At 64.5% G+C, this 21,769-nt stretch carries 24 protein-coding genes and 1 pseudogene; 9 read left to right on the top strand and 16 right to left on the bottom strand.

What is annotated here, in order from left to right:
- The first annotated feature begins 67 nt into the window (after positions 1-67).
- Positions 68-493 (top strand): nuclear transport factor 2 family protein, encoded by a 426-nt coding sequence (locus M0765_RS00980; protein ID WP_258501476.1) that lies wholly within the window; start codon positions 68-70, stop codon positions 491-493.
- Positions 483-938, top strand: a complete 456-nt coding sequence (locus M0765_RS00975) for a MerR family transcriptional regulator (protein ID WP_258501475.1) — start codon at positions 483-485, stop codon at positions 936-938. The genes M0765_RS00980 and M0765_RS00975 overlap by 11 nt, the downstream gene beginning before the upstream one ends.
- 19 nt (positions 939-957) lie before the next feature.
- Here the strand turns inward: M0765_RS00975 and M0765_RS00970 are convergent, their stop codons facing one another.
- From M0765_RS00970 to M0765_RS00960, 3 genes are all read right to left on the bottom strand, one after another.
- Positions 958-1,317: an HPF/RaiA family ribosome-associated protein gene (locus M0765_RS00970; protein WP_258501474.1), complete on the bottom strand. Its 360-nt coding sequence runs from the start codon at positions 1,315-1,317 to the stop codon at positions 958-960.
- A gap of 97 nt (positions 1,318-1,414) precedes the next feature.
- Positions 1,415-1,843: a CBS domain-containing protein gene (locus tag M0765_RS00965; protein ID WP_126746152.1), complete on the bottom strand. Its 429-nt coding sequence runs from the start codon at positions 1,841-1,843 to the stop codon at positions 1,415-1,417.
- A 143-nt stretch (positions 1,844-1,986) separates the two neighbouring features.
- Positions 1,987-2,595 (bottom strand): outer membrane protein assembly factor BamE, encoded by a 609-nt coding sequence (locus M0765_RS00960; protein WP_258501473.1) that lies wholly within the window; start codon positions 2,593-2,595, stop codon positions 1,987-1,989.
- 207 nt (positions 2,596-2,802) lie between these two features.
- On the opposite strand from M0765_RS00960, the gene ylqF reads away from it, so the two are divergent.
- On the top strand, positions 2,803-3,774 hold the full coding sequence (ylqF, locus tag M0765_RS00955; RefSeq protein ID WP_258501472.1) for a ribosome biogenesis GTPase YlqF: 972 nt from the start codon (positions 2,803-2,805) through the stop codon (positions 3,772-3,774).
- 15 nt (positions 3,775-3,789) lie between these two features.
- Here ylqF and M0765_RS00950 read toward each other — a convergent pair whose 3' ends face one another.
- Positions 3,790-5,442 (bottom strand): DUF4139 domain-containing protein, encoded by a 1,653-nt coding sequence (locus tag M0765_RS00950; RefSeq protein ID WP_258501471.1) that lies wholly within the window; start codon positions 5,440-5,442, stop codon positions 3,790-3,792.
- Between the two features lie 213 nt (positions 5,443-5,655).
- Between M0765_RS00950 and M0765_RS00945 the strand changes: the two genes are divergently transcribed.
- Positions 5,656-6,075, top strand: coding sequence for a PaaI family thioesterase (locus M0765_RS00945; RefSeq protein ID WP_258501470.1), 420 nt, complete (start codon positions 5,656-5,658; stop codon positions 6,073-6,075).
- Here M0765_RS00945 and M0765_RS00940 read toward each other — a convergent pair.
- Positions 6,011-7,243: an acyltransferase family protein gene (locus M0765_RS00940; protein WP_258501469.1), complete on the bottom strand. Its 1,233-nt coding sequence runs from the start codon at positions 7,241-7,243 to the stop codon at positions 6,011-6,013. The two genes, M0765_RS00945 and M0765_RS00940, sit on opposite strands and share 65 nt — an antisense overlap.
- Before the next feature lie 160 nt (positions 7,244-7,403).
- Here M0765_RS00940 and M0765_RS00935 point away from each other — a divergent pair, with 160 nt between their 5' ends.
- The 4 genes and pseudogenes from M0765_RS00935 to M0765_RS00920 all read left to right on the top strand — a co-directional run bounded on the left by M0765_RS00935 (position 7,404) and on the right by M0765_RS00920 (position 11,913).
- The gene (locus M0765_RS00935; protein ID WP_258501468.1) at positions 7,404-8,303 is read left to right on the top strand and encodes a LytTR family DNA-binding domain-containing protein; all 900 of its coding nucleotides are present in this window, start codon (positions 7,404-7,406) and stop codon (positions 8,301-8,303) included.
- Between the two features lie 188 nt (positions 8,304-8,491).
- Positions 8,492-9,694 (top strand): ammonium transporter, encoded by a 1,203-nt coding sequence (locus tag M0765_RS00930; RefSeq protein WP_258501467.1) that lies wholly within the window; start codon positions 8,492-8,494, stop codon positions 9,692-9,694.
- A 73-nt stretch (positions 9,695-9,767) separates the two neighbouring features.
- Positions 9,768-10,898: a Fic family protein gene (locus M0765_RS00925; RefSeq protein ID WP_258501465.1), complete on the top strand. Its 1,131-nt coding sequence runs from the start codon at positions 9,768-9,770 to the stop codon at positions 10,896-10,898.
- A gap of 122 nt (positions 10,899-11,020) precedes the next feature.
- Positions 11,021-11,913 (top strand): annotated as a pseudogene (locus M0765_RS00920) (succinylglutamate desuccinylase).
- A gap of 23 nt (positions 11,914-11,936) precedes the next feature.
- On the opposite strand, the gene M0765_RS29120 reads toward M0765_RS00920, so the two are convergent.
- The 6 genes from M0765_RS29120 to M0765_RS00890 form a co-directional block, all read right to left on the bottom strand.
- Positions 11,937-12,872 carry a restriction endonuclease gene (locus tag M0765_RS29120; protein ID WP_258501464.1) on the bottom strand — a complete coding sequence of 312 codons (936 nt, stop codon included), beginning with the start codon at positions 12,870-12,872 and terminating at the stop codon, positions 11,937-11,939.
- Positions 12,873-12,933: 61 nt separating this feature from the next.
- Complete coding sequence (locus tag M0765_RS00910) at positions 12,934-13,848, bottom strand: M23 family metallopeptidase (RefSeq protein ID WP_258501463.1); 915 nt, start codon at positions 13,846-13,848, stop codon at positions 12,934-12,936.
- A gap of 34 nt (positions 13,849-13,882) precedes the next feature.
- Positions 13,883-14,431, bottom strand: coding sequence for a pseudouridine synthase (locus M0765_RS00905; RefSeq protein WP_258501461.1), 549 nt, complete (start codon positions 14,429-14,431; stop codon positions 13,883-13,885).
- Positions 14,432-14,510: 79 nt separating this feature from the next.
- Positions 14,511-15,089, bottom strand: a complete 579-nt coding sequence (locus M0765_RS00900; RefSeq protein ID WP_258501460.1) for a 3'-5' exonuclease — start codon at positions 15,087-15,089, stop codon at positions 14,511-14,513.
- A complete protein-coding gene (locus M0765_RS00895) occupies positions 15,070-15,849 on the bottom strand; it encodes a hypothetical protein (protein ID WP_258501458.1) in 780 nt (259 codons plus the stop codon). The genes M0765_RS00900 and M0765_RS00895 overlap by 20 nt, the downstream gene beginning before the upstream one ends.
- A 44-nt stretch (positions 15,850-15,893) precedes the next feature.
- Positions 15,894-17,708, bottom strand: coding sequence for a glutamine--tRNA ligase/YqeY domain fusion protein (locus M0765_RS00890; protein ID WP_258501456.1), 1,815 nt, complete (start codon positions 17,706-17,708; stop codon positions 15,894-15,896).
- A 135-nt stretch (positions 17,709-17,843) separates the two neighbouring features.
- On the opposite strand from M0765_RS00890, the gene M0765_RS00885 reads away from it, so the two are divergent.
- Positions 17,844-18,194, top strand: a complete 351-nt coding sequence (locus tag M0765_RS00885) for a hypothetical protein (RefSeq protein ID WP_258501455.1) — start codon at positions 17,844-17,846, stop codon at positions 18,192-18,194.
- Between the two features lie 93 nt (positions 18,195-18,287).
- Here M0765_RS00885 and M0765_RS00880 read toward each other — a convergent pair whose 3' ends face one another.
- The 5 genes from M0765_RS00880 to M0765_RS00860 are packed head-to-tail and all read right to left on the bottom strand — an operon-like array spanning position 18,288 to position 21,708.
- A complete protein-coding gene (locus M0765_RS00880; protein WP_258501453.1) occupies positions 18,288-19,127 on the bottom strand; it encodes a LytR/AlgR family response regulator transcription factor in 840 nt (279 codons plus the stop codon).
- Positions 19,124-20,212 carry a sensor histidine kinase gene (locus M0765_RS00875; protein WP_258501451.1) on the bottom strand — a complete coding sequence of 363 codons (1,089 nt, stop codon included), beginning with the start codon at positions 20,210-20,212 and terminating at the stop codon, positions 19,124-19,126. Before M0765_RS00875 ends, M0765_RS00880 begins: the two co-directional genes overlap by 4 nt.
- Positions 20,209-20,508, bottom strand: coding sequence for a 2TM domain-containing protein (locus M0765_RS00870; RefSeq protein WP_258501450.1), 300 nt, complete (start codon positions 20,506-20,508; stop codon positions 20,209-20,211). Before M0765_RS00870 ends, M0765_RS00875 begins: the two co-directional genes overlap by 4 nt.
- Before the next feature lie 30 nt (positions 20,509-20,538).
- Positions 20,539-21,147, bottom strand: a complete 609-nt coding sequence (locus M0765_RS00865) for a protein-S-isoprenylcysteine O-methyltransferase (RefSeq protein WP_258501331.1) — start codon at positions 21,145-21,147, stop codon at positions 20,539-20,541.
- 39 nt (positions 21,148-21,186) lie between these two features.
- Entirely contained in the window at positions 21,187-21,708 is a 522-nt protein-coding gene (locus M0765_RS00860; protein WP_258501448.1) for a DUF6622 family protein, read from the bottom strand.
- Positions 21,709-21,769: the final 61 nt, after the last annotated feature.

Here is a 21,769-nt window from a genome sequence, read left to right as displayed (position 1 = left end):
GCACTCGAGCATTTCCAATGAATTCACCGGGACATCCGGTTCATTCATTCCAAGAGGAAATGCAGCCATGAACACGACGACAGACAACAAGGCGCTGGTGCAGCGCATCCATGCCGCGCTGGACGAGGGCAACGGCCAGCTCTTCATCGACAGCCTGGCCGACGACGCCGCCTGGACGCTCGAAGGCACCACGCCATGGTCGCGCACCTATGCGGGCAAGGCGGCCATCCGCGAAGAGCTGATCAAGCCGCTGTTCGCGCAGTTCGCGGGCCCTTACCGGAGCAAGACCGAGCGCATCATTGCCGAAGGCGACCGGGTGGTGGTGCTGTTCAGCGGCGACGTGCCCACCAAGGCCGGCAAGCGCTACAACAACCGCTATTGCTACGTCTATCGACTCGAAGGAGGCAAGGTGAAAGAGCTGACCGAGTACTTCGACACCGCACTGGTGCAGGAGGCGCTGCAGGCGCCGTCCGCCGCCGCCCATGCCGGCTGACGGCGGCACCCCGTTCCACATCGGCGAGCTTGCCACGCGCACCGGCCGCACGGTGCACGCCATTCGCTGGTACGAGGCGCAAGGCCTCGTGCCCGGCGTTTCGCGCGACGAGGGCGGCCGGCGCCTCTACGGCGAACTGCACGTGGGCTGGCTCGATCTGATGGACCGGCTGCGCCGCACCGGCATGAGCATTGCCGAGATGCGGGAGTACACCGCGCTCGCGCTGCAGGGCAAGACCACGCTGCCGCAGCGGCGCGACCTGCTCGCGGCGCACCGCGCGCGCGTGACCGAAACCATTGCCGAGTGGAAGCGCGCCTTGTCGCTGGTCGACCGCAAGATCGACTTCTACGACGAGTGGATGCAGACCGGCCACCGCCCGCCGTTGATTCCGGTCGAGACACCCGGCCCCAAGGCTCCCGCGCGGAAGCCCCGCGCCCGGCGGTAAGCGCAGGCGCTTGCCGGAGCTATTCCGCGATAAAGCCCGCGTCCTTGCGGATGGAGTCGCGGTCGCGGTGGTTGTTCAACCGGCCCAGCGTGTTGTCGAGCAGGCGCTTGAGCTTTTCGGCCGCGCCCCTGAAGGCTTCGTCCAGGGTGGTGGCGTATTGCGTCACGGCCAGCGGCTGGTGGTGCGCAAGCCGTGCTTCCATCACGCAGCACTTGTTGCCCGCACCGGCCTTGTCGTGGTTCTCGTCGCTCAGATGGACTTCGACGCGCGTCACATCTTCGACAAAACGGTTCAGCTGTTGCTTGATTTCCGTATCGGCCCAGCGCTCCAGCGCGTCCTTGTTGTTGACACCGTTGCTCGTGTTGACCTGAATCTGCATGCCGTGTTCCTGCTGATGGATGAACGAGCCCCTACTGTGCGCCCTAAACAGGCCGGGCGCGCGTAGGCGTGTTCCCCACCTTGGGGCAGGCATGGGATCAACTCTGGATATAGGTCGTGAGCTGCGCGATGGTCACTTCGTGGTCGGCAATGATGTCGTCCATCAAGTCCTGGATTGAGATCATTCCCACCACCTTGTCGCCGTCGACCACCGGCAGGTGGCGGAACTTGCGCTGGCTCATGAGCGCCATGCAGGCGCGCGTGCGGGTTTGCGGGGTCACGGTCATCACGTCGGGCGTCATGATCTCCGAGACCTTCATCTCCTTGGAGTTCTTGCCCTGCAGCGCCACCTTGCGGGTGTAGTCGCGCTCGGAGAGAAAGCCCACCAGCTTCTCGCCGTCCATCACCATGAGCGCGCCCACTTCGAAATGCGCCAGCGTGGCCAGCGCATCGAACACGCTGGCGTCCGGCGAGGTGCGCCAGGCCGCGGAGTCGTGGCGCTTGAGCAGTTCGGAGACGGGTTTCATCGCGGTAACTCCATCAAAAGTTTCAATTCGACCGACGCGCCGATGCGCCGCGTTCAGTCAAATGATAGGGGCGGAACCGCCCCCCGCAATGCAAAACATCTAGTGGATTGCACGTGTCTCGCCGAGACGCGCGCCAACGCGAACTAAGGTGTTGGTGCCAACACGCGGCTGAGCGCCACCGGGTCGCCCACCACCGACTTGACCAGGCCCTTCTCGTCGAAGTTGACCTGGTACTCGGACCAGCTGTCGCGCCAGTAGCGCCACATGGGTGCGTCGAGGCTGGGGTTCTCGGCGGCAACGGGGTAGCCGATGGCCATCAGCACCTGCTCGCGCGTCATGCCGGGCATCACCTTCACGGCAAGAATGGCATTGCGGATCGCGGGCGGAAAGGCCGCCATCTTCTGCCTGGGGTCTTCGGTCACCACGTAACGCTTGGCAAAGTCGACCAGCGTGATGTTGCGGCTGTAGTCGTTCTTGATGCGCTGCGGCTTGCCGGCCAGGTCGGCGCTGAACCAGCGCATGTCGTAGGCCGTGATGCGGGCCGGCGTGCCCACGGCCACGATGCTGGTGCCTTGCTCGTCATAGTTGATGTCGCTGATGGAGCTGCCATAGGTGCGCATGTTGCAGCACAGGTAGCCGTCGATCATCGGGCCCTGCGGCGGCGTGGGGCGCTGGGCATGGGCAACTGTTGCGACTGTCGCGGAACCAACGGTGGCTGCCAGCAGGGCGGCAGCGGCAAGGCGCTTGAGCATGGATTTCCCTCGGATGATTATTTGAAAGCGGCTGCGGGTGCAGCGCGCGGATTCTAGGGGCGCGCCGCGCCGCAGCGCAGGCAAAATGGCCGCCTGCAGCTATGGAAAACGTAGCGGTGTGATCTGCCGCACGTTCCCCGTCGACAATGCGCACCCGGCCTTCAGGCCTGCCCCTCCCAGACAGAGCGAAAGAAAGAGCATCCATCGATGGCGATCCAGTGGTTCCCCGGGCACATGTACACGACCCAGAAGGCCATCACCGAGCGGGTGAAGGACATCGACGTGGTCATCGAGCTGCTCGACGCGCGGCTGCCGGGCTCCAGCGCCAACCCGATGCTGGCCGAACTCACGGCCGGGCGTCCCTCGCTGAAGGTGCTCAACAAGCAGGACCTGGCCGACCCCGCGCGCACCGCGCTCTGGCTCGCGCACTACAACGCGCTGCCGGCCACGCGCGCCATTGCACTCGACGCGAGCCAGACGACGCCGGCGCAGGCCATCGTGCGTGCCTGCCACGAGCTTTCGCCCAACCGCGGCGGCATGGCCAAGCCGATGCGCGTGCTGATCTGCGGCATTCCCAACGTGGGCAAGTCGACCCTCATCAACACGCTGACCGGCAGCCGCAAGGCCAAGACCGGCGACGAGGCCGGCATTACCAAGCTGGAGCAGCGCATCACGCTGGCCGACGACTTCTACCTGTGGGACACGCCCGGCATGCTGTGGCCGCGCATCGTGGTGCCCAAGAGCGGCTACAACCTGGCGGCCAGCGGCGCCGTGGGACGCAATGCCTTCGACGAGGAAGAAGTGGCGCTGGAGTTGCTCAACTACCTCAAGGCGAACTATGCGGAGGGCATTACCGCGCGCTTCAAGCTGGCGGAGCATGATGCCGCCGCCATTGCCGCCATGAAGGACGAAGAGCTGCTCGACGCCATCGGCCGCAAGCGCGGCGCGCTGCTGGGCAAGGGCCGCGTCAACCTGCAAAAGGCCGCGGAAATCGTCATGCACGAGTTTCGCGCCGGCAACCTCGGGCGCATCACGCTCGAGACGCCTGAAGAGTTCTTGCAGTGGCTGGCAGAGGGCCAGCGTATCGATGCCGAGCGCGCGGCCAAGAAAGCCGCACGCGGCAAGAAGCGCAAGCCGGGCGCCGAGCCTTCGGAAGGCCAGGCGCCCGAGCCGCGCTGAACACGTCGCGCTCGCTCAGCGCATCTGCAGGCGCGCGTCCTTCGGGTAGCTGATGGTGTAGTCGGCCGCGACGCGCGCGGTCTTGCCGGCGTCCAAGTCGAAGCTCCACATGGCCAGGCCCGGCTGCTTGTTCCAGGCCAGCTCACCCGGCTGCGGCGAGAACTGCGCGGCCACGCGCACCTGCTCGTCGACGGAAACCGGCGCGGCCTCGAGCACCTGCACCGCAATGGGCGTGCGGTGGCGGTTCTCCACCACATAGGCGCGCTGCACCTTGCGCTCGGCGCGCGAACCGACAAAGCCGCCCGTGCCCTGGCTGTCTTGCTCGGGCTCGGCCTGCACGCGCACGAGTTCGTCGCGGCCGAAGGAGAGCGTGAGCTTTGCATCGCTGGGTGCATTCCATCGGCCGCTGCCGACGAAGTTGCCATCGCGGTACAGCTGCAGTGCTCCAGCCGGCCACACACCTGAGGGTTGCGCGAGTTCGGCGACCAGGAAGGCGCTGGCGTCCACGCGCGGGCTGGTGCGCGCCGCGAGCTTCGCCGTGTCTTCATGCTGGCCCAGCGCCAATGTCACGCGCTGGCCGTTGGACGGCACGTCGATGCTTTGCGGCACCGCGAATTCGGTGGAAAAGCTGTTGTCGAACACGGCCACGTCGAAAAGCGGCTCCGCAGCTTCAGCCATGGCGCGCTTGCGGTCGAGCGATGCAGCGGGTGCCGGCGCTGCCATCATGGCAACGGCCGGGCTTGCGGGCGCACGCTGCGGTTGCTCGATGCCGATGCGCCACGCGCTTGGCGTGCGGCCCGTGGTTTCGCGGCGCGGCTGGCCGGTGGAAAGCACCAGCTTCACGCCGCGCCAGTCTTCGCCCGTGGCCTGCGCCACCAGCGCCTGGCGCTCGATGCGCACCTTGCGTGTGGCGGTGTCGAGCAGCGCGCGGTAGGTGGGCGTCCAGCCCGGGCCGTTGACCTGGTAGCTGAGCTTCACGTCGGTATCTGCGCTGGCCGCCAGCGTGACGGTTACGGCCACGACCTGCGTGCCGTTGCCCTGTGTGCGCGTGCGCTCGGCCAGGAGCGGGTTGAGCTGGCGGTCGATGTCGGTCTGCTTGCGCTGGATCTGGTGCTGCTTCAGCAGCGAATCCTGCCCGGTGCGGCGCATCGCATCGGTCATCGCGGCAAGGTTGCGCGCGTCCACCGGAGCGCGGGCGCCCTGGGCCGGTTCGCTGCCGCCCGAGAGGCCCTTGAGATAGCCGGTGACCAGGCCGAGTGCATCGCTCTCGGCCTGCAGCGCAGCCTTCTGGTCCTCCAGGTCGCGAATGCGGCCGTCGAGCGCGCTGGTCGCGCAACGTGCCGAGAGTTCGCGCGGCTCATTGAGCACCGAGGTTTCGCCCAGGCGCACCGAAGCGCCAGCCGACACCTGCAGGCTCTGCACGTCAAGCCCGGCGGGCAGGCAGGCAAAGGTGACCGATCGGCTGCCGGCCGCGACCCGCGCCACGCGCTCCACCGTTGCGCTGCCGGGGTACACCTTGACTTGCGTGATGCGCGACGCATCCGCGCCGGCCGCGGTGGCCACGGCCTGTGCATACGCGCCGGTGCCGAGCACCAGGCAGGCTGCGGCAATGACGGTGGCGCGCAGGTCGGCACGGAAGAAGAAGGAGGAAGAAGAGATTGCTTTCATCGGAGCCTCGGTAGTGGATCGTTCCTTCACTCATACGGCGGGGCTTCCAAACCGGGGTTAAGTCTCGGCAAAAAAAGTGCGCTGTCGCCAAGGCAACTGTCGAAGCGGTGCGGGTCTCCCGCGCGACGGCGCCCGGCGGAGCCGCTTCGTAGAGTGGCTCTCCGTATCTTTCATCGTCTTCGACGCTCCATCCTTTCTTTTTGAAAGACCGCCATGCTCGACACCATCCAGGCCATCAACAAAACCGCTGCCTTCAATCGCTGGGCGGGTTTCGAAGTGACCCGCGCCGCCGGGGGCGAAGCCGAACTGCGCATGGAATGGCGCGAGGAGGACATGGGCCAGTACTCCGGGTTTCTGCACGCGGGGCTCATCGGCGCAATGCTCGACACGGCCTGCGGCTTTGCGGCGTCGACCGTGGCGGGACGGGTGCTGGCATCGCACTTTTCGGTGAACTGCCTCTCGCCCGCGCTGGGCCGCGCCTTCATTGCGAGGGGCAAGGTCGTGAAGGCAGGCCGCAAGCAGGTGTTCACCACCGCCGAGCTCTACGGCCAAGGCGAGGGCGACAGTCTCAAGCTCGTGGCGACCGGGAGCGCCATCCTGGTTCCGGTGGAAGAGGCTCCGCCGGCGAAGTGATTTCCGTGTTGCCACCGATGCTCCGGGGCTTGAGCCCGAACAGCGGCCGCAGCCAGTTGAAGCGGCGAATCAGACCGTCGGTGAGCAGCCAGCAGCCGGCGATGGTGAGCACAACCAGCAACATCGGCTCCAGCACCGGCCCCAGCGCGAGCGGTGCCAGCAGCGCAATGCCCGCGATGATCAGCGTCTGGTGCAGCACGTACCACGGGTACACCGACTCGTTGGCCCAGCGCAGCCACGGCCAGGGCCTGTTCAGGTAGCGGTGGCCGTGGCCAAGGATGGTGGCGACCGCCAGCCACAGGTAGAGCATGCGCAGCGTGTCCATCAGCACGCCCGAAGGCGGGCCCTTCGCGCCGAGCCGCAGCACGATGAAAGCCGCAATCGCCGCCGCGGCCAGCGCGAGCGACACGCGGCGCACGCGCGCCAGCTCGCGCCACACGCCGGTGTCCGCGCCCATCCAGTAGCCGTACAGAAACACGGTGAAGAAGATGCTGTGCAGGTAGAAGTCGCGAATCAGGTTGTGCGTCGGCGGAAAGTGCCGGGCCAGCAGCATCGTCCAGAGCAATAAAGGAAGCGCCGGCAGCCACAGCAGCTTCCAGCCGCGCAGCCCGTTGAAGCTGCGGCGCATCCACTGGCCCGCGCGCGAGCGCCATATCGGCAGCGTCAGCGCGATGAGCGCCGTGTACGTGAACAGATAGGGCAGGTACCAAAGATGGTTCCAGGTAATGCCGAACTCCGCGCCGGCGAACGCCTGCTTGGGCCATGGGTCGTTCATGGGCAGGTAGCGCAGCAAGAAGGCGCCGAAGCCCGGCGCCACCAGTCCGCTGGCCACGCCTTCGGCATAGGCCTGGTAGGGCACGATCACCGCCATGCCGAAGACCAGCGGCAGCAGTAACCGGGCGCCGCGGCTGCGCAGCAACTGCCAGGTGCCCTGGTTGCGGCTCAAAAAACCCAGCGATACGCCCGAGATCAGGAACACCAGGTCCATGCGCCAGAGGTTGAGCACGCGCATCGGCCACTGCAGCCATTCGGCTGCATGCGGGCTCTTCAGGTGCCAGGGCCAGTCGGCCACGTAGTACATCGCCACGTGGTACAGGATGACGAGCAGGAAGGCCAGCGCACGCAGCGCATCGATGTCGTGCCGGCGATCGGCGGAGGGTGCGGGCATCGAAACTCCTCGAACAACACAAGAGAGAAGCCGCGATGGTCCTGTCCGGCCGCCGCCGCCGCGCACCAAAGGGACGGATCGCCCCCTGTTTGTGACGAGCGGTGCCCACCAGGGACGAAATTCGCCCGCCGGTGCGCGGATCATCGCGAGAATCCCGGGCATGGGAGACTCCCGAAAGAACCTGTACGAGCGCTACGAGCCCATCCGCCGCTGGGTGGAAGTGGGCTTCTGGGTCGTCTTCATGGCGCTGCAGGCGGTCTTCAACACCACCGTGGCGCTGATCGATGCGCGTGACCGCGCGGTGCCCCGCGCCGCCTGGGAGATCGTGACCTGGGAGGTGTCCAGCCACTTGGTGCTGCTGGCGCTGGTGCCGGCGGTGGTCGCCGTCCAGCGCAGGCTGTCGCCGCTCGCGCGCACGCACCTGCTGCGCTACCTGGCCTGGCACCTGGCTGCCAGCGTCGTCTTCAGCCTGGTGCACGTGGCCGCGATGTTCGCGCTGCGGGCCATGGTCTATTCGGCCATGGGCGAGCGCTACGACTTCGCGGGCTGGACCGGGCGCTGGGGCTACGAATACCTGAAGGACGTGCGCGCCTACCTGTCGATGGTGTTCGGCATCTGGGTCTATGGCGTCTTCATGCTGCGGCTGCAGGGCGAGGCGCGCGTGCTCGACCCGCCCGAGGCGGCGCCCGCCGAGCCTGACGTGCATCAACCGGCGCCGCCCGCGCAGCCCTCGCGGCCTGAGCGCTTTCTGGTGCGCAAGCTGCGGCGCGAATTCCTGATTGCCGCCGACGACATCGACTGGCTCCAGGCCGAAGGCAACTATGTCGGCCTGCACGTCAACGGCCACGACTACCTGCTGCGCGCCACGCTCACCGACTTTTTGACCCAGCTCGACCCCGCCCGGTTCGTGCGCGTGCACCGCAGCCACGCGGTCAACCTGGGGCGCATCAAGGAGATAGAGCCGCTCGACGGCGGCGACGCCCGGCTGCACATGCACGATGGTTCCACCGTGCCGTGCAGCCGGCGCTATCGCGATGCGCTGCGCGCGGGCCTGAGCTGACGAAGCCTACGACGGGCCGCCTCTTCGCGCGTCCTGTTCCGGTGCGGCGTCTGCACTGAGAACGCTCATTTTCCGGCGATACGCACCATGAAAGAGCCTTCAGGCACCATTTTTGCTTCCTTGCGGCGCTGCCCCGAGCGATTCGGGTGCGACGCACCAATTCAAACCAAAAACTGCAAGAAGCTCCCATGGACGCACTCAAACAGGGCGCAGATGCGCTGTTCATCCTTCTCGGCGCCATCATGGTCTTTGCCATGCATGCCGGCTTTGCCTTTCTGGAACTGGGCACCGTGCGCAAGAAGAACCAGGTCAATGCGCTGGTCAAGATCCTGGTCGATTTCTCGGTCTCGACCGTCGTGTACTTCCTGGTCGGCTACGGCGTGGCCTATGGCACCCACTTCTTTGTGGGCGCGACCGAGCTGGCGGCCAAGAGCGGCTACGAGCTTGTGAAGTTCTTCTTTCTGCTGACCTTTGCCGCGGCCATTCCGGCCATCATTTCGGGCGGCATTGCCGAGCGCGCCAAGTTCTGGCCCCAGCTCATTGCCACGGCGGTCATCGTCGGCCTTGTCTATCCGCTGTACGAGGGCATTGCGTGGAACAAGGCATTCGGCATCCAGGAGTGGATTGCCTCGGCCACCGGCCACGAGTTTCATGACTTCGCGGGTTCGGTGGTGGTGCACGCGGTGGGCGGCTGGCTCGCGTTGCCGGCCGTGCTGCTGCTGGGAGCGCGCCGCAACCGCTACCGGGGCGACGGCTCGCTGAGCGCGCATCCGCCTTCGAACATTCCTTTTCTGGCGCTCGGCGCGTGGATCCTGTGCGCGGGCTGGTTCGGCTTCAATGTGATGAGCGCGCAGACCATCGACAAGATTTCCGGGCTCGTGGCCGTCAATTCGCTCATGGCCATGGTGGGCGGCACGCTGGTGGCGCTGGCCATGGGCAAGAACGACCCCGGCTTTGTGTACAACGGCCCGCTGGCCGGGCTGGTGGCCGTGTGCGCCGGCTCCGACCTGATGCATCCGCTGGGCGCGCTGGTGGTGGGCGGCGTGGCCGGCGGCATCTTCGTCTTCATGTTCACCCTCACGCAGAACAAATGGAAGATCGACGACGTGCTCGGCGTGTGGCCGCTGCACGGCCTGTGCGGCACCTGGGGCGGCATCGCAGCCGGCGTCTTCGGCACGCAGGCGCTGGGCGGCATCGGCGGGGTCAACGTGTGGGCGCAGCTCATCGGCACCTTGATGGGCGTGGCGTGGGCAGCCCTTGCGGGCGCGGCGGTGTACGGCGTGCTCAAGGCCGCGATGGGCCTGCGGCTCACGCAGGAAGAGGAATACGACGGCGCGGATCTGTCGATCCACCATATTTCGGCTACGCCGGAGCGCGAGGTGAACTGGTAAGCGAAGCCGGGCTGAAGCGTATTTTCGGCAAATACGCTTCAAATATGAAGCGTATTTGGCTAGAATGCGCTTCATGTGGATCTGGCAAGCCAAAAAATGGCCGCGCTTTGAAGTCGACGCGCAGGCACTGCAACCGGCGCTGTCGGCTGCGCGCCTTGCACAGGGGCGCATGCTGGGCGTGGCGGGCAACCTTCAACTCGTCGACCTGAGCGAACTCCAACTTGGCGAGTGGACGCAAGAAGCCATCTCTACCGCCCAGATCGAGGGCGAAACACTCCAGATCAATTCGGTGCGCGCTTCGGCGGCCCGGCGGCATGGGCTCACGCCGGCCGATCGCATGCCAAGAGATGCGCGTACGGAAGCCACGCTCGACATTGTTGAAGCAGCCGTTGCGCGTTGGGATGAGCCACTTTCAGAAGAGCGACTTCTCGATTGGCACGCCGCGCTTTTCCCGAACGGACGAAGCGGCATCACACGCATCGTGACGGGTGGCTACCGTGTCCACGCAGACCCCATGCAGATCGTTACCCCGCGCATCGGCAAGCCGGACACGGTGCACTATGAAGCGCCGCCTTCACGTGATGTGCCGGCTCAGATGAGAGCGTTGCTCGAATGGTTCGAGCACAGTCGGGAGCAGCCCGCAATGGACGGCATCGTGCGCAGCGCCATCGCGCACTTGTGGTTCGAAACCATCCATCCATTCGAAGATGGCAATGGCCGGATCGGCCGCGCTCTGAGCGACTTGGCGCTGGCGCAGGATCTCCGCAGTAGCCAGCGTCTCTTCAGCATGTCTCAGCAGCTATGGCTCGACCGCGCGGGTTACTACAACCAATTGCAGGCCGCCAGTGCCCAGGAAAGCATGGATGTCACACCGTGGGTACGCTGGTTTGTCGGCTGTGTTGAAAAGGCGTGCCTCGCAACGCTGGCCCAGATCCAGGCCGCGGGCGCCAAGGCTGGCTTCTGGGCGGTTCTGGACACTGCGCATCCGCAACTGACGCCAAGCCAGCGCAAGGTGTTGAAAAAACTTTATGACGCGGGTCCCGGTGGATTTCTGGGTGGCATGAGCACAGAGAAATACGTCGCTATTGCAGGCGTGTCGCGCGCCACCGCGTATCGGGAGCTGACCGAGTTGGTGACATCGGGTTTGCTCGAAAGAACAGGGCAGGGCAAAGCAACCCGGTACGCACTTGTTCGCCCGATGTAGCTGCGGCCAGCACAAGAGCAAGAAAGTGCGCCCTGTAGCAAACTCGCCAGACCCCTCCGCTTGAATGTTCACCACCGCCCCATGACCCAAACGCCCCCGCCTTCGAAGTCCTCCCCCGCGACATCTCCGCCTACCGCAAGGGCAACATCGGTATCGACTACGTGCACCGCTTCGAGTCCGGCAAGCCCGGCCCGCACGTGCTGATCAACGCGCTCACGCACGGCAACGAAATCTGCGGCATGACCGCCGCCACGCACCTGCTCGACACCAACGTGCGCCCCAAGATCGGCACGCTCACCGTGAGCTTTGCCAACGTGGAGGCGTACGAGTCGTTCAACGAGGCGCTGCCCTCCGACAGCCGCCAGCTGGTGCATAACCTCAACCGCATCTGGTCGCCCGAATGGCTTGACGGCCCCGAAGACAGCCCCGAGCTGCGCCGCGCCCGCGTGCTGCGCCCGGTGGTGAGCGCGGCCGACCACATCCTGGACATTCACTCCACCAGCCAGCCTGTGGTTCCGTTCTGGGTGTACCCGGCCTATGAGCGCAATGCCGAAGCGGCACTCGCCCTCGGCCGCCCCCGGTGCACCTGGTCATGCCCGACGGCCTGGGCTCCGGCACGCCGCTGATCCAGCATGGCCGCCACGGCCAGCCCGATGGCAAGGGCGTGGCGCTGGTCGCCGAATGCGGCCAGCACTTCCTGCGCTCAGCGTCAGAGCTGGCCATTGCCATTTCGCTCGACTTTCTGGCGCACTTCGGCCTCATCGACAAAGACCCGGCCGTGCCCGCGCCCGGCCCGCAGCGCCGCTTCGAGCTGCTGCAGACGCACATCATCAAGTCCGAAGAGTTTGCGTTCGTGCGCCCGCTGATCGGCTTCGAAACCTTTGCCAAGGGCGAGCTGATTGCCACCAACGGGCCTGACGAGATTCGCGCGCCATGCGATGAGTGCACGATCTTCATGCCCGCGCAGCACGTGATCGTGGGGCGCGAGGCGGTGTATCTGACGAAGCCGATTTGAGACCGGCTACGCGGCGGACTTTTTCAGCTTTGGAATCGTCCTGCCGCGGCACTTGGGAAGTTGGCGCAGCCCCAGAAACTGCCTTCGCTCTTGGTCGACGATCTCTCCACCATTTTGGTGCCGCAGCTTGCACAGGTGGGCCGCCAATAGTCGTCTTCGTAGGCCACGGCCAGCAATGCGGCTTGCTGCTCGGGCGTGCGCTTGCCGACCAGTTCCAACAACGCGGCGCCATCCTGTGCATGAATGCCATTGGCCTTCGCAAACGCCTTGGCGTCGGCGGAGAACGCTCCGCTCGTAACGTAAGTGCCGCTCTTCAGTTGATGCGACGCCATCACGCCGAAGAACTCCCGCATCTCCTTCACTCCCACCACTTTGCCTTGCCAGTGCTTGCACTGGACGATGCGTGGCACGTCGCTGTGCTTGGAGTAAAGCCAGATGTCGACGCCACCGTCCGCACCGTGCGATTGGCTGCGTGTGGTGAACCCGGCCTGCGCATAGAGCGCTTCGCACAGGGCCTCGAAGCGGCGCCATTCGATGGCTGCGAGTACGGCTGGGCTCCACTGCTGCGCATGCTGGGGCGCGAGTTCTGGGGAGAGTGGCTTGGTTCGGAAGGCGTTGACGCAAATACAGGCTCGCGTCGCGCGGCGCCAGAAGGTGGTGGTGTGGGCGCCGTCGCTTTGGCGATAGGCGGCTGTTGTGCAGCGCGCTTCACCTCCGGGAGCGCCGTCTTCCGGGCGGCGAAGTAGTGCAGTCCGAGCAGGACCGCCCCGAGCGCCAGCGCTGCCCAGCCGGCCGGTCGAAGTGCGGGGCCGATGGTGCCAACGATCGAGCCCTGCATGAAGGTCGGTCCTACCAGCAGCAGAACGCCGACGATGATCACCGTCCAGCCCTTGCCCGCCAGTTCTTTTCGTGCGCGCTCCCGGCGTCGCTCGGCTCTTGTCTGCTTGGCCATTGCCCACCCCTGCTTTTGAGTGGCGCGAGTTTATGAGGAGAGCGGAATTCGGGCCTCAGGGTGAGTACTCAAGCCGCAATGAACAGCGCCGGATCCACCATTGCCCGGTTCAACATCACCGACCAGTGCAGATGCGGCCCCGTCACGCGCCCGGTAGCGCCCACGGCGGCAAGTTGCTCGCCGGTCTTCAGCACATCGCCCACCTTCACGTCGACGCGGCTCAGGTGGCAATACATCGTCAGCAGGCCGCCGCCGTGGTCGAGCCACACCGTGCCGCCGTTGAAGAAATAGTCGCCTGTATCGATCACGCGCCCCGGCAGCGGTGCCAGCACGGGCGTGCCGGTGCCGGCAGCGATGTCCATGCCGCTGTGCGGATTGCGCGACTGGCCGTTGAACACGCGGCGCAGGCCGAATGAGCTGGAGCGGCGGCCCGGCACGGGGACGCGCATCTGCAGCGAGGCGTCGGGCCGCAGGTCGGTGAACGTGGCCATCACGGTGGCCAGGTGCGCGCGTTCGCGCTCGTAGCGCGCCTCGTCTTCGGGCGAGAGGTCGACGGTGCGCGGTGGCACCGTCAGGCGTTGCTCGCGGTACTGCTTGGGAGCTACGGTGTAGACCACCTGTTTGTCGGCGCCGCTCTCGGGGCGCACGACGATGTTTGCGTCGCCCGGCGTCGCCGCAAGCGGAATGCCCACCAGCGCCGTCCACTCGATGGCGTCGCCCAGCACAAGCAACGGCACATCGCCTGAAAAGGCGGTCGGCCGCTTGGCGCTCGGACCGAGCGACAGGCGTGCGATGCCGCCCGGCACCTGGGACGCATGCGGCCAGACCTCGGAGCGCTGTTGCTTCGGCTTCGCAAGGGGCGCGGCGCTGACATGCGTTGCAGCAGGCAGCGCCAGCAGGCTCAGCGTGCCGAGCAACGCGCGGCGGCGCTTCAGCAGAGTGGGCGAGAGGAGATCGGAGAAATGGGAGCGGTTGCTGCGCATAAGAGATCGAATGAATGAAAGGTGTGCCGCTGCGCTACTCCGCCCAGGCGCCGGGCGCCAGTCCGTCCAGCGTGTGCGGCCCGATGGCAGCGCGAATCAGGCGCAGGGTGGGAAGCCCCACGGCGGCGGTCATGCGCCGCACCTGGCGGTTGCGGCCTTCGCTGATCGCCAGTTCCAGCCACGCGGTCGGAATGCTCTTGCGTTCCCTGATGGGCGGCTGCCGCGCCCACACATCGGGCGGTGGATGGAGCAGACGCGCGCGGGCGGGCCGCGTAAGGCCATCGTTGAGTTGCACGCCTTCGCGCAGCGCGGCCAGCGCCTCCTCGGTGGGAACGCCTTCCACCTGCACCCAATAGGTCTTCTCCATTTTGAAGCGCGGATCGGCAATGCGCGCCTGGAGCTGGCCGTCATTGGTGAGCAGCAGCAGGCCTTCGCTGTCGGCATCGAGGCGCCCGGCGACGTAGACGCCGGGAATATCGATGAAGTCTTTCAGCCCGCGCCAGCGGCCCTCGGGCGTGAACTGGCTGAGCACGCCATAGGGCTTGTTGAAGCGGATGAGGCGGGGAGGGTTGGGAGGATTCATTTAACCCTACGACACCATGTGCCTGACGACTGCACGCAGCGGCACTTCGTTGCTGTGGATGCTACATGCTTTCTGCTTTTTAGCTGCTAATTTCGCTGAATTTCTTGAGAATTTTCTTCAAGAGGTCGCTTGTCGCTTCTGCATCTCCAATTGCCGTGTGGCGATCCTTGTCTTCTATTCCTATCCCAAAATAAGAAAAAGCACCGTCAGACGTCGTGGCAGAGATTGGTATTATATTTTTAAGCGCGAGTACGTAAAGTAACGTGTGAGTATCGACAGCCCTGTGAGAGATGCCGGATATATGCTCGTGCCCGCTTTGAAAAGCTAATTTTCGAAGAAAAGCCAAGTCAAATCCAATATTGTGACCGACGGGTGTGATGGCATGATCTCTGAAGTGTTGAGAAAGATAATTCTCGATTTCTTTGTGCGCCAATGTTGGATTTACTGATTGCTTTTCCCATTCTTCAGAGTAGTTCAGGAAAATTTCATGCGCATGAGGGCTCCACTCGATCTCGTTATGGCGGATGTAAACGGTTTTCGAGGGAATGCTCTCATCGATTGGAGAAAAACCAATTGCTAAGACCTCATGTTTGAATGGATTAGCCCCACTGGTTTCAACATCAATGGCTACTAGATTTTTATGGCTTAGATTGATCATTGGGGCCGAAAATCAAAGAATAGGTTTCCGTAACAATGGAGTTGCCAAAGAGACGCCAGTTGTATGCGTAGCTATCGGAAAATCCCCAGACTGATACTAGCGAAAATCCAGCAAGAAAACTGAGAAGCCACCAGCGAGGTTGGATTTGAATGTAATGAATTGTCACCGCTCCGGCCATGATCCCGAAGAGGCTCAACCAAAATAAACAGGCCGAAGCAAGCGTGATTGATCGATGTAGCGTATATTTATTTTGATAATTGGAGACTAGGGATTGGTTGAAATTTCGCGCAAGATAGCACTTTGCGATTGGATAGAATTGCACCCAAGTCAAAGGGGTGCCATTTTGGGAAAATTTTCCTTGAACTGCTTCAAAAAAAGGTTTTAAACTCGGCTCAAATGAATCTTCGTGCTTGGGAATTTTGAAAAATAGAGATCGGATGGTTCTTTGAAATGCATCTTTTAGATTCTTTTCGCTGGCCTTTCCCGATCTTGCGGTCCACTGCAAAATATGTCCCAGAAAATATGTAATTATTAAGGTTGGGAGTGCGATCCCAATTCCGGTTCTTACGCTGATTGACTCTATAATTAAAGATGCGTTGTTGGACGTGAGGTGTGGGAAGAAATTGGACGATAAATAGGGCGCGAGTTGACCCAGCGCGACCCACCACATAACTAGAAAAACAAACGCAACAATGCCGGGCAAGATGATTCCAAAAAACTCGTACCCGAGATTCGTGAGTTTGGCGAGCAGTTGTTCCATGATTTTTTAGTGTGGTGGATTAATTCGCCTAAGTCCTTGAGGGATTACTTGCCCCAGCTGTCCCGCATGCCAGCGGCGCGATTGAACACCGGCTTGCCGTCGGTACTCGCCTTGGTGTCGCGCACGAAGTACCCATGCCGCTCGAACTGGATGCCGACGCCGGGCTCGGCCTTTGCGAGTGACGGTTCTACATAGGCCGTGCAAGCTTCAAGGCTGGCCTTGTTGAGCTCATCCATCAGCTCCCCGCTGCCCGGGTTGGCCGCCGCAAACAGCCGCTCATACAAGCGCACCTCGGCCTGCACCGCATCAGCCGCGGCCACCCAGGTGATGTTGCCCTTCACCTTGATGGCGTCGGCGCCGGGCGTGCCGCTCTTGGTGTCGGGCACCAGCGTGGCCTGCACTTCGATGAGTTTGCCGCTCGCGTCCTTGGTGCCGCCGGTGCATTCGATGACGTGGCCGTATTTGAGCCGCACCTTGTTGCGGGGGAACAGGCGGAAGAAACCCTTGGGCTGCACTTCCTCGTAGTCGGTGCGCTCGATCCACACCTCGCGGCCGAGCTTGAACTCGCGCTTGCCCATTTCAGGGTGATGCGGGTGCACGGGAGCCGAGCAGTCGTCGAGTACCTCGTCGCCACCCATGAGTTCGCCCCAGTTGGTAATGACCAGCTTCACGGGGTCGAGCACGGCCATGGCGCGCGGCGCGATGGGGTCCAGGGTGTCGCGCAGCGCGGCTTCCAGGCTGGCGTAGTCGATCCAGCCGCCGGACTTGGTGGTGCCGCTGCGTTCGCAGAACAGCCGCAGCGCCTCGGGCGTGTAGCCGCGGCGGCGCAGGCCCGCCAGCGTGGGCATGCGCGGGTCGTCCCAGCCGTCGACGTGCTTTTCTTCGACCAGCTGGCGCAGCTTGCGCTTGCTGGTGAGCACGTGGGTGACGTTCAGGCGAGCAAATTCATACTGGCGCGGATGCGGGCTCGCGATGAGGCCGCCTTCGGCCAGGCGGTCGAGCAGCCAGTCGTAGAAGGGGCGCTGGTCTTCGAACTCCAGCGTGCAGATGGAGTGGGTGATCTGCTCCAGCGCGTCTTCGATCGGGTGCGCAAAGGTGTACATCGGGTAGATGCACCATTTATCGCCGGTGTTGTGGTGCGTTGCACGCCGTATGCGGTACAGCGCGGGGTCGCGCATGTTGATGTTGGGGCTCGCCATGTCGATCTTGGCGCGCAGGATGGCGGCGCCGTCGGGCAACTGGCCGTCCCGCATGGCGCGGAAGCGGGCGAGGTTTTCTTCCGCGCTGCGGCTGCGGAAGGGGCTGTCGGTGCCGGGCGTGTTGAAGTCACCGCGGTTGGCGCGGATCTCTTCGGCGCTTTGCTCGTCCACATAGGCCAGGCCGGCGCCAATCAGGTATTCGGCGGCGCGGTACATGAAGTCGAAGTAGTCGCTCGCAAAATACTCGTGCGGCTGTAGGGTGCCAGGGGCGCTGGGGCGGTCTGCCAGGTAGGTTTCGTAGCCGAGCCACTTGACCGCGTCGCGGATGGAATCGACGTATTCCTGCTCTTCCTTCTCCGGGTTGGTGTCGTCGAAGCGCAGGTGGCACACGCCGCCGTATTCCTTGGCCAGCTCGAAGTTGAGCCAGATGCTCTTGGCATGGCCGATGTGCAGGTAGCCATTGGGCTCCGGCGGAAAGCGCATGCGAACCTTGGCCGGGTCGGGCATGCCTTGGGCGTGATGGGCGGCGTCGCCGGGCGAGCCACCCCACTTGCGGCCAGAATAGGCACCCTGCGCAAGGTCGTTTTCGATCACGTGGCGCAAGAAATTACTCGGTGCAGCGGCCGTTTTCGCGCTGTCTTTGTCGGTCGGGGAGGTCATTGCGGCATTCTAGAGGGCACCCCCTCCCGGTTACTTTTGGCAACGTTCTTCACATTACGGCGGGCAACCGCTTTGCATTTGGCGCGTTCAATATCTACATGGGCGGATAACGCCCCAACCAGGAGTTCAAAGATCATGAGCCTCACACGTTCAACCTTCTTCAAATGGGCCGCCGCGGGTGTCGTGGCAGCCGGCGCTTTGTTTGCGGCCACTTCGGCCAGTGCCCGCGGCGACGTGAGCTGGTCTGTGGGCGTGGGCCTTCCGGGCGTGTCCGTGGGCGTGGGCGCTCCGGCCTACTACCCGGCCCCGGTTTATGCAGCCCCCGCGCCTGTGTATTACGCGCCGCCGCCCCCGGTGTACTACCGTCCGCCGCCGCCGGTGTATTACCGCCCGGCACCGGTGTACTACGCTCCCCCGGCGTATTACGCACCGCGTGGCTACTACCGCGGTCATGGGCACGGCCACGGCCATCGCCACTGGCGTTAAGCCATAGCGCCTTCAAGGCGCGATTCGCAAAGTCTAAAAAGCCGGCTCCCTTGAAGGGGAGCCGGCTTTTTTATGCGCGTTCGACTGTCGATTTCACATGGCGCGAAAGAGGTGGCCGTAAAGCCGGCTGACCGGAATTTTTTCGGGCCGGCCCCTCAGGTCCAGGTGCAGCTTGCCGGCCTCGTCGCGGTGCACGGCCTCGATGGCCGCACTGCGCACCACCACCGCGCGGTGCACCTGCCAGAAGACCTCGGGGTCGAGCTGGGTCAGCAGCTGCTTCAGCGGCGTGCGGATCAGGTATTCATGCCTGGCGGTCAGCACGCGGATGTACTTGTCGGCCGCCTCGAAGTACAGCACTTCGTCGATTGGAACCATGCGCACGGTGCTTCCACCGGCTTCGCTGGCGGCAATCATCTTCAGCGGGGCGGCGGAGGCGGGCGGCGGCGATCCGCCGTTACCCGCAGCGGCAAGCACCTGGCGCCACTGCGCAAGGGTTCTCTCCAGGGCCTCGTCGGCAACGGCCGAAGCCAGGTTGGCCTGTTGCTGCGCCGCCAACGCCTGCCGGAGCCGCAGCACGGTCTTGCGCAGGCGCTCGGGCTGCACGGGCTTGAGCACGTAGTCGATGGCCTGGGTCTCGAAGGCGCGGGCGGCATATTCGTCGTAGGCGGTCACGAAGACGAGTTGCGGCATGGGCGCCTCGTCGGTGGGCCAGCGGTCGGCCAGTTCGGCCGCGGCACCCAGGCCGTCCAGCCCAGGCATGCGAATGTCGAAGAACAGCACCTGGGGCAGCAGCCGCAGCGCCTCGCGCACGGCGCTGCGGCCATCGCCCGCGGTGGCAAGCACCTGCAGTTCAGGCCACGCCGCGGCCAGTTCGGCCTTGAGGGCGTGGGCGAGCAGGGGCTCGTCTTCGGCAATGAGGGCAGTGGGTTTCATGCGGCTGTGGGCAAGGGAAAGCTGAGCGTGGTGCGGGTTCCGCCCGCGGGCGCGGCGGCCAGGCTCATGCGGCCCTGGTCGCCGTACATGGTGGCAAGCCGTTCGCGCACCTGTTCGAGCCCGAAGCCGCTGCCTTCGCCTTCGTCACCGTCGATCGGCGAGGGCCGGGCCGCGTCGAGGCCGACACCGGTGTCGCTCACTTCGATGACCAGGCGGCCGGCGTCCTGCCGCGCGCGCACAACGATCTTGCCGCCCTCCACCTTGGGCTCGAGCCCGTGGCGAATGCTGTTTTCAACCAGCGGCTGCAAGAGCAGCGGCGGCACCGGCGTGTCGCGCAAATCTTCGGGCAGATCGAGCGTGTAGCGCAGGCGGGCGCCCATTCGAACCGACATCAGCTCGAGGTAATCGGCCAGCCGTTCGAACTCGGCCGACAGCGGATGCGCAAGAGCGCGCGAGCCGCTGAGCGTCATGCGCAGGTAGTTGTTGAGGCGGTCGAGCATGGCCACGGCGCGCGGCGGGTCGGCCGTGATCAGCACGCGCAGGTTGGCCAGCGTGTTGAAGAGCATGTGCGGCTCGAGTTGCGTTTCGAGCAGCTTGAGCCGCGCTTCCGTGGCGTTGCGCTGCGCCAGCTCGATCTGGCCCCGCATGTGCTTGCTTCTGCCAAGGCTGTATAAAAAGAAGCACATGCAGACGGTGGCTGTCAGCGTGATGATGATCGTGGTCGCGAGCTTGCGTTCGGCGAAGCTGCGGAAATTGAGCAGGGGCTGATGAGTCCACGCGTCGCCGATGGCATTGCCCCCCAGAAAGCCGACCGTCACGCCACCCGCAACCAGCAGATAGCCCCAGGGGCCGGACGGCCAGAGGATTTCGCGGTGGCCGCTGATCAGCAGCCGGCCCACGTCGATGAAGAGCCAGCTGATCAGCCCAATCGACAGCGAATACACCATCTGCGCGCCCCAAGGCTCGTGCTGGGTGATGGCCAGTGCCGCGGCAATGAAGCAGCAGAAGACGACGGTGATCAGGCCATGCCGAAGCATGCCGCGGATGTTCTCTGCGCGAAAGCGAGAGAGCGCGCCGACGCTCATCCGCGTTCCCCCGCTCGCAGCACGCGCCGTTCGCGCTCCACCAGCCGGTCATAAAAACTGCCGCCGGGCGCAATGAACCAGATGACGGCGCCGTGAATCAGCAGGCCCAGGCCCCAGCCCATGAGCGGATACATCGCCCAGGTGTGGCCGCGCGACGCGGAGATGGCCACCAGCCCGAGGTTGACCAGTACATAGACGAAGGCATGGATGTACCAGCCCATCTTGGCGCCGGCGCGGCGGCGGGCGCGCTTTTCGATGTCGGAAAGGGTCGGGTTCGAAGAAGTATGGAGGTTCATGGCGAGGCTCCTCAGGAGGACAAAATCGGATCAGGAATTGGTGGTAGTAGCGCGTGGCACGAAGCGCGGCAAGATGCCGCCGGTGCGCTGCATGTAGGCGCGGTATTCGTCGCCGAACGACTCGAGCATCATTCGCTCCTCGTGCGGCGTCCTGATCCCATAGAGCACGCCAACCGCCAACAGTGCAGCCCAGCCGGCGATCCAGTTGTTCAGCAGCAAGGCTTGGCTGAGTCCCATGGCAAAGAATGACGCATACATGGGATGCCGGATGCGGCGATAGACGCCCTGCGTGATCAGACGATGATTCTGGCTGAGCTCCAACGTCACGGACCAGTTGGTGCCAAGGTCTGCGTGCGAGCGCCAGAACAACCACAGCGCACACACCATGACCAGCGCGCCCGCCCAAGTCAGTGCGACGGGTTGCGTGTAGCTTGCTGCATCGAGCCAAGGCGTCAGCATCAGGATCAACGGCAGGCCGATCTGGCACGCCCCCGCGAGAACGATCAGCAGGCGGTCGCGCGTGTCGGCACGGCTGACCGCCTTGCGGCTGGACGCGGCGCGATGCTGGAACACGGCGCGAATCGCCAGGTAGACGGCGGTGCCGGCCGCAAATGCCAGGTGGGATGGTTGAAGGTTCACGGGCGTGGTGGTTCTGGAAGGTGGGGCCGGCTGGCGATCTTAGGCCGCACGGGCCTGCACGGCCATGGCGTCGGTGCGGATGGCCAGCTTCCAGAGCCGCACGGCGCGCGCCGCGAAGATGCCGCTGAAGGCGCCGTACAGCATCGGGATTGCAGCGGCGAAGCTGGCCTGCTGGCGCAGTTCAGGGTGCATGGCGAGGGACACGCCGACCGCGTACTTGGTGAAGAAGATGCCCATCATCAGCACCAGCGGCACGGCGCTGCCGGCCACGTGAAACTTGCGAGCGTCGCGGTCATAGCGCGTGGTGGCGGGCAGGGGCTGCTGAAGCACCACCAGCACCAGCGCGGCGGCGGCCACGGCCCAGCCGAGCAGGGCACCCGGCGAATCGCCGAAGGCCGAGATCACGCCCGCCAGCGAAAGGCCGGTCATGGCAACGGGCATCACCGTCACCTTGGCCAGGCTGACTTGGCCGGTCAGCAACTGCCTGCAGCCAAGCCACAGGAGCAGCGCAAAAACGGCAAAGACCCACTTCGGGGTATGAAGAATGATCTGCAGCAGCATGGCGTTTCTCCGGTGAAAAGATGATTCGATGGGCCGGACTGTGCCGGCGCATGCGAGCCCG

It is taken from the genome of Variovorax sp. S12S4 (assembly GCF_023195515.1).
In the GTDB taxonomy this organism is placed as follows: Bacteria; Pseudomonadota; Gammaproteobacteria; order Burkholderiales; family Burkholderiaceae_C; genus Variovorax.
The sequence above is the reverse complement of the archived record's forward strand: the minus strand, read 5'-3'. Positions and strand labels throughout refer to the sequence as shown.

Coding starts and splice junctions, on each gene's coding strand:
- M0765_RS00980 (WP_258501476.1), top strand. CDS start 68: ATGAACACGACGACAGACAACAAGGCGCTGGTGCAGCGCATCCATGCC.
- M0765_RS00975 (WP_258501475.1), top strand. CDS start 483: ATGCCGGCTGACGGCGGCACCCCGTTCCACATCGGCGAGCTTGCCACG.
- M0765_RS00970 (WP_258501474.1), bottom strand. CDS start 1,317: ATGCAGATTCAGGTCAACACGAGCAACGGTGTCAACAACAAGGACGCG.
- M0765_RS00965 (WP_126746152.1), bottom strand. CDS start 1,843: ATGAAACCCGTCTCCGAACTGCTCAAGCGCCACGACTCCGCGGCCTGG.
- M0765_RS00960 (WP_258501473.1), bottom strand. CDS start 2,595: ATGCTCAAGCGCCTTGCCGCTGCCGCCCTGCTGGCAGCCACCGTTGGT.
- ylqF (WP_258501472.1), top strand. CDS start 2,803: ATGGCGATCCAGTGGTTCCCCGGGCACATGTACACGACCCAGAAGGCC.
- M0765_RS00950 (WP_258501471.1), bottom strand. CDS start 5,442: ATGAAAGCAATCTCTTCTTCCTCCTTCTTCTTCCGTGCCGACCTGCGC.
- M0765_RS00945 (WP_258501470.1), top strand. CDS start 5,656: ATGCTCGACACCATCCAGGCCATCAACAAAACCGCTGCCTTCAATCGC.
- M0765_RS00940 (WP_258501469.1), bottom strand. CDS start 7,243: ATGCCCGCACCCTCCGCCGATCGCCGGCACGACATCGATGCGCTGCGT.
- M0765_RS00935 (WP_258501468.1), top strand. CDS start 7,404: ATGGGAGACTCCCGAAAGAACCTGTACGAGCGCTACGAGCCCATCCGC.
- M0765_RS00930 (WP_258501467.1), top strand. CDS start 8,492: ATGGACGCACTCAAACAGGGCGCAGATGCGCTGTTCATCCTTCTCGGC.
- M0765_RS00925 (WP_258501465.1), top strand. CDS start 9,768: ATGTGGATCTGGCAAGCCAAAAAATGGCCGCGCTTTGAAGTCGACGCG.
- M0765_RS00910 (WP_258501463.1), bottom strand. CDS start 13,848: ATGCGCAGCAACCGCTCCCATTTCTCCGATCTCCTCTCGCCCACTCTG.
- M0765_RS00905 (WP_258501461.1), bottom strand. CDS start 14,431: ATGAATCCTCCCAACCCTCCCCGCCTCATCCGCTTCAACAAGCCCTAT.
- M0765_RS00900 (WP_258501460.1), bottom strand. CDS start 15,089: ATGATCAATCTAAGCCATAAAAATCTAGTAGCCATTGATGTTGAAACC.
- M0765_RS00895 (WP_258501458.1), bottom strand. CDS start 15,849: ATGGAACAACTGCTCGCCAAACTCACGAATCTCGGGTACGAGTTTTTT.
- M0765_RS00890 (WP_258501456.1), bottom strand. CDS start 17,708: ATGACCTCCCCGACCGACAAAGACAGCGCGAAAACGGCCGCTGCACCG.
- M0765_RS00885 (WP_258501455.1), top strand. CDS start 17,844: ATGAGCCTCACACGTTCAACCTTCTTCAAATGGGCCGCCGCGGGTGTC.
- M0765_RS00880 (WP_258501453.1), bottom strand. CDS start 19,127: ATGAAACCCACTGCCCTCATTGCCGAAGACGAGCCCCTGCTCGCCCAC.
- M0765_RS00875 (WP_258501451.1), bottom strand. CDS start 20,212: ATGAGCGTCGGCGCGCTCTCTCGCTTTCGCGCAGAGAACATCCGCGGC.
- M0765_RS00870 (WP_258501450.1), bottom strand. CDS start 20,508: ATGAACCTCCATACTTCTTCGAACCCGACCCTTTCCGACATCGAAAAG.
- M0765_RS00860 (WP_258501448.1), bottom strand. CDS start 21,708: ATGCTGCTGCAGATCATTCTTCATACCCCGAAGTGGGTCTTTGCCGTT.